General features: G+C 44.7%; 2 protein-coding genes and 3 pseudogenes. 1 reads left to right on the forward strand and 4 read right to left on the reverse strand.

Features of this window, described 5'->3' with window-relative positions:
- Positions 1-20 precede the first annotated feature (20 nt).
- Positions 21-827 carry an aspartate-semialdehyde dehydrogenase gene (locus C9889_RS00005; protein WP_225419901.1) on the forward strand — a complete coding sequence of 269 codons (807 nt, stop codon included), beginning with the start codon at positions 21-23 and terminating at the stop codon, positions 825-827.
- 318 nt (positions 828-1,145) lie between these two features.
- On the opposite strand, the pseudogene C9889_RS10160 reads toward C9889_RS00005, so the two are convergent.
- From C9889_RS10160 to C9889_RS10170, 4 genes and pseudogenes are all read right to left on the reverse strand, one after another.
- A pseudogene (locus C9889_RS10160) lies at positions 1,146-1,757 on the reverse strand (cobaltochelatase subunit CobN); the annotation flags it as partial.
- 85 nt (positions 1,758-1,842) lie between these two features.
- A complete protein-coding gene (locus tag C9889_RS10615) occupies positions 1,843-3,006 on the reverse strand; it encodes a cobaltochelatase subunit CobN (RefSeq protein WP_263853949.1) in 1,164 nt (387 codons plus the stop codon).
- Positions 2,927-4,159 (reverse strand): annotated as a pseudogene (locus C9889_RS11360) (cobaltochelatase subunit CobN). Before C9889_RS11360 ends, C9889_RS10615 begins: the two are co-directional and overlap by 80 nt.
- Positions 4,104-4,747, reverse strand: a pseudogene (locus C9889_RS10170) (cobaltochelatase subunit CobN); the annotation flags it as partial. The pseudogenes C9889_RS10170 and C9889_RS11360, both read right to left, overlap by 56 nt.

Below are 4,747 nucleotides of genomic sequence, written 5' to 3' on the forward strand. Positions count from 1 at the left end.
ATGCAGACACGGCAGATTACTTGGAACTTGACATTGCTTTTTTCGCAATAAGCGGCTCGTGGAGCAAAGCTAATGCCAAGAAGGCAACCGATGCAGGATGCTACGTGGTTGATAACAGCAGTGCATACAGGTATGATGACAACGTGCCCCTTGTGGTTCCGGAGATCAATGCCCATGCAATCGGGGATTCAAAACTGATTGCAAACCCCAACTGTACAACCGCGATTGCGGCTATTCCCCTTTACGCCCTTCACAGGGAATACGGCCTGAATAAAGTTATAATCAGCACCTACCAGGCAACCAGTGGAGCAGGAGCCGCCGGGATGAATGAATTGATCAATGAGACAAAGAACTATCTTGAAGATAAAAAAGTAAACCATCAGGCCTTTGTCCATCCTATCGTTTTCAACACAATTCCTCATATCGACAGTTTCCAGGAGAATGATTACACCCGCGAGGAAATGAAAGTTGTCTGGGAGACCCACAAGATATTTGAGGAACCCGATATCCCGATCAGTTGCACCTGTGTGAGAATCCCGACACTCAGGGTTCACGGGGAAAGCATTGTTATCGAAACTGAAAAACCAATTTCCCCTGATGATGCCAAAAAACTGCTGGCATCTGTCGAAGGTGTTGAGTTGAAGGACGATATCGAGAACAATGTGTACCCAATGCCCCTGACAGCCACCCAGAAATACGATGTGGAAGTTGGCAGGATAAGGCAGAACATCGTGTTCGGAAACCACGGCCTGGAATTCTTTGTCTGCGGTGACCAGATTCTCAAAGGAGCCGCCCTTAATGCAGTACAGATCGCCGAGCAACTTTAAGTAAATTCTTTTTGTGTAAAAGCACTGCCAACACCGCCGCTGCTGGAGGATGAGATGGTGAAGATGCTGAGTTTCGGGTTGTGTAGCTTCATCCATTATCTCTCTGTATTGTTCTGCAGTTGCTTCATCGACTATACCTGGCATGGACAGGTAACCATCTACATATTCCTGCAAAGCAGGGTTACCACATGTGTGGTGACAGCAAGTGACATCACCAGTTTCAGCTATAGTTTCCACATACTCGCTCACAAGGGACTTGAGCTGTTCATCCGATGCATCCCAGCCACCCTTACGGGCAGTTTCAAGCATTCTGGCCGTCATGGACTGGTATTCATAGGAATTGGTTCCTTTTATCCATTCACTGTTATCTCCTGTGAAATATGTGTTATACACATCATCCCAGACATAGTCATCTATCAAGTCCGGATTAAGAGCTTCCCATCCCCAGAGATTCTCAATGAAATCACCCATCATTCCGGCACCTTCAAAGCCATGCTGTTGCATACCTTCAATCCAGCCAGGGTTCAGGTACCTCGTAACAATTTCTCTGGAAAGATAGGTACTCAGAGTCTCGATCTTTTCAGCATCTGGGTTTTGCAGATTCATTACGTATGTTTCCGGCTTCATGTCGGAAGCTTCACTGACCACCAGATTCAAACCGCCGAAATACTGGAAGAAATCATCCGTATCCATTGCACCATAGGTATTAGAACTGCGACTGTGGACAATTGCCCCGACATCTTCCAGATTGTTTTCAAATACTTCTTCATTGTCGATGGAATCATCCGCCACATCCCACTGGCTGGCAATTTCCTCCATGCTTTCTCCCCATACATACTGACCATAAGCATTGCTCATCCGGCCCATGTAGAGGTCGGCAAGTTCGGTGTTGTTTTCCCAGGTATCACTTGCCGAAACCGCATTGGCCATACCCGTTCCGTAGGAACATCCTCCGGTCCGAAGATTCTGAGCAAAGCAATGTTCATTGAAGCGGTTTCGTTCTGCAATGTAGCGTTTAAACCATCATAGATATATTGGTGTTCTCTCTCACATAATTCGTGTTTTCCGCCGGGTCGTATGAAATATATTCAGCTGCAGGTCGCTCTTCATCCTTAGTACCACCATAGCTGTTATCCGGTGCGTTGTATGCAAGATAGACTGCCTTGTCTATCAGTTCCACTTTATGCGGGAAAGTATCCCTGTAAAGCCCGGATATCTGTACAAGTACATCTATACGTGGTCTTCCCATCTCAGAGGACGGGATCAATTCGACATCCTCTACATCACCACCGTCATCGTCCCACACAGGCCTAACACCAAGCAGGTACAGGATCTCAGACTCCATTACACCCTCATGCCGGGTGGATTCACCTGCCCATAGAATGAAGGCTGTCTTCTGTGGATAATCACCATCAATTTCTGGAGTATACGCTTCCATGGTCTCATTAGCCATCTTCTTTCCAAGATCCCATGCCGACGTTGTCGGAATTAGCTGTTCATCGAAGGCATAGAAATTACTTCCAGAAGGAAGGGCATCTGAACGCAGTATGGGGTCACCTCCCAGATTTGATTTGATATATTCGCCATCCATAGCATTGAGTACCTGGGATGTTTCATTTTCACTCTGATGCAACTTGTCGGCATACTCTGTCGCTGTAGAGAGATAATCATCCATTGTCGATGACGTGTTGCCAGGTCCAAGTACCTGCTCCTGTGATTCGTTGAAACTCATTTCCTGATTCAGGACAAGGTCCAGAAGTAGCACCGGTGCATCCTCAGAAGTATTGTAGAGAGAGACTTTATCCTTGAAATCCTGACCGAGCATGGAACAGACCATTTCGCTGAGTTGCTCACCCTCTGGTGCATTGCCCAATATGTGAAGACCATAGGGCATTGAAGTCGTCCTTAGTTCCCTGAGAACATCATCGAGTTCTTCTAAGAAAGGGCCTCTTTCGGATTCTGCATGTGTCATATTAACTCGTTCATCCAAATGTAATTCATATGTCAGGTTTATGATTTCGTTAAACCGTTTTTCCTGCATATCAGGATCACTGGAAAGTGCATTGTACCGATTAATCTCAGCATTTAACTCAGAATAATTACCATAACTTCCAGACCTCACCACAGGTGGGATCAGGTGGTCTATAATCACTGCATTGCCTCTGCGTTTGGCCTGCATGCCCTCTCCCATACCATCCATTATATAAGGATAGACAACCGGGGATATCCCCGGTCATAAGAGCCGGCCATTCTTCCCTGAAAAGACCAAATTCCTTACCCGGCAACCATTCAACAGTACCGTGTCTGCCCATGTTTACCATAACATCTGCATTNATCCTGCAGCCAGCCTCGTGTTGGCTGGGGTGCAAGGATCACATTGTCACTAATCTCTATCTTTGGAATTACCACGAAGCGGTCACCCGAATCATTTTCATAGACCATTATTTCCCCTGGTGCTTCACCCCATCTATCCGTTACTTCCTCTTTGCGTTCTTCAGGAAGAGCATCAAACCATTTTTTGTAGGTATGCTCGGGAATTAATTCCACCTTATCGGTTTCCACAAGATCTTGCAGTTCACCGGGTGCCCACGTACCGATATTGGTACCCTGTTTCACAAAAAGGTCTACAAGTTCGGTTTTGTTGGGGATGGTCGAGCTTTCTACATCATAACTTTCGTTTGCCATTGCTCCAAGCAGATTGCTGATACTCGGTACAACCTCAAGATAGGAGGCACCAATATTGTTCTTTCCTGCACCATGGTTATAGTAGAGGATTGCTACCTTCTTATCAGATTGGTCTTTTGCAGAGAGATTCGCCTGGGCCTGTGCCCTGTCAACAAGCCAGTCCACCTGGCTGTCAACAGGCACGTACATTTCAATCCCGTCAGCCGTTTTTTCGGATGCTATCATGATTGGATCGATCAGCCCCAAGTTTCAGGTCTGTATAGCCGTATCATATAGGTATTCGGCAAGGGAGAACTTGTCTCTTTCCATTCGGTCAAATTCATGTAACCATTGGTTACTGTATTTATCACAGGCACATCCAAATTATCTATATTGAAATACTGACTGCGGTAAGTTGAAGAAAGAATCAGGTCAACCTTGGTTTCAGGTGTATGATTGAAATAAGAATCCACATAATCACTGCTGGAGCCATAGCATGCAATTACATTCATATTTCTTGATTCAAGCTTAGCTATGAGAGAATCAAAGGGATCCATACGTTCCGGATAATAGGAACTGTAAAACATGATACCAACGGTCGAAGAATTTTCATCAAAAGGCATGGCCATCTTCTCTGTTGCGATACCAGTCAAAGTATTCTGTGGCATTTGGAGTAAAATCGGATTTCTCAGTCATATTGGGATGGTAGATAGCTTTTGGAGAACCTTCAGGGGCCTTGACATCAAGGTCATTCCTATCTGCAAATGTTCTGGCGAGATAATAGATCATATTATCGAAATTGGATTCTTCGGTGGCACCGTATTTCCAGTATTCTTCAAGATATTCTCTGATAACTACCTCATCTTCCTCCGAGAATTTATCTGGAATATTTTCATTCAAGGCAGCATTATCTGTGATAACTATTGTTCCATTAGATATCGCTGAATTTACCTCATCTTCGATCTTATCAGCACTATCAGTAAACATTTTTGCAAAAATAACATCAGTGTTGCTCAAATCAGTCTCTTCATCAATTGTAGATGGTAAATGATATGACACACTTAAATTAAGAGTTGAATCATTGTTGATTCTGCCTACCAGACTTTCTAACTGGGGTTCGTAGCTTGAATAGCCTGTTATTATGGAAACATTTACTAAAGGAGGAGCAGAGGAAGATAGCTCTTTGAACAACAATACATCACTGGATTTGTTATATTCATTGCCCATACCGGTACTGTAGGTACGACCGGATACGG

This window comes from Methanohalophilus profundi (assembly GCF_004137855.1).
GTDB lineage: Archaea > Halobacteriota > Methanosarcinia > Methanosarcinales > Methanosarcinaceae > Methanohalophilus > Methanohalophilus profundi.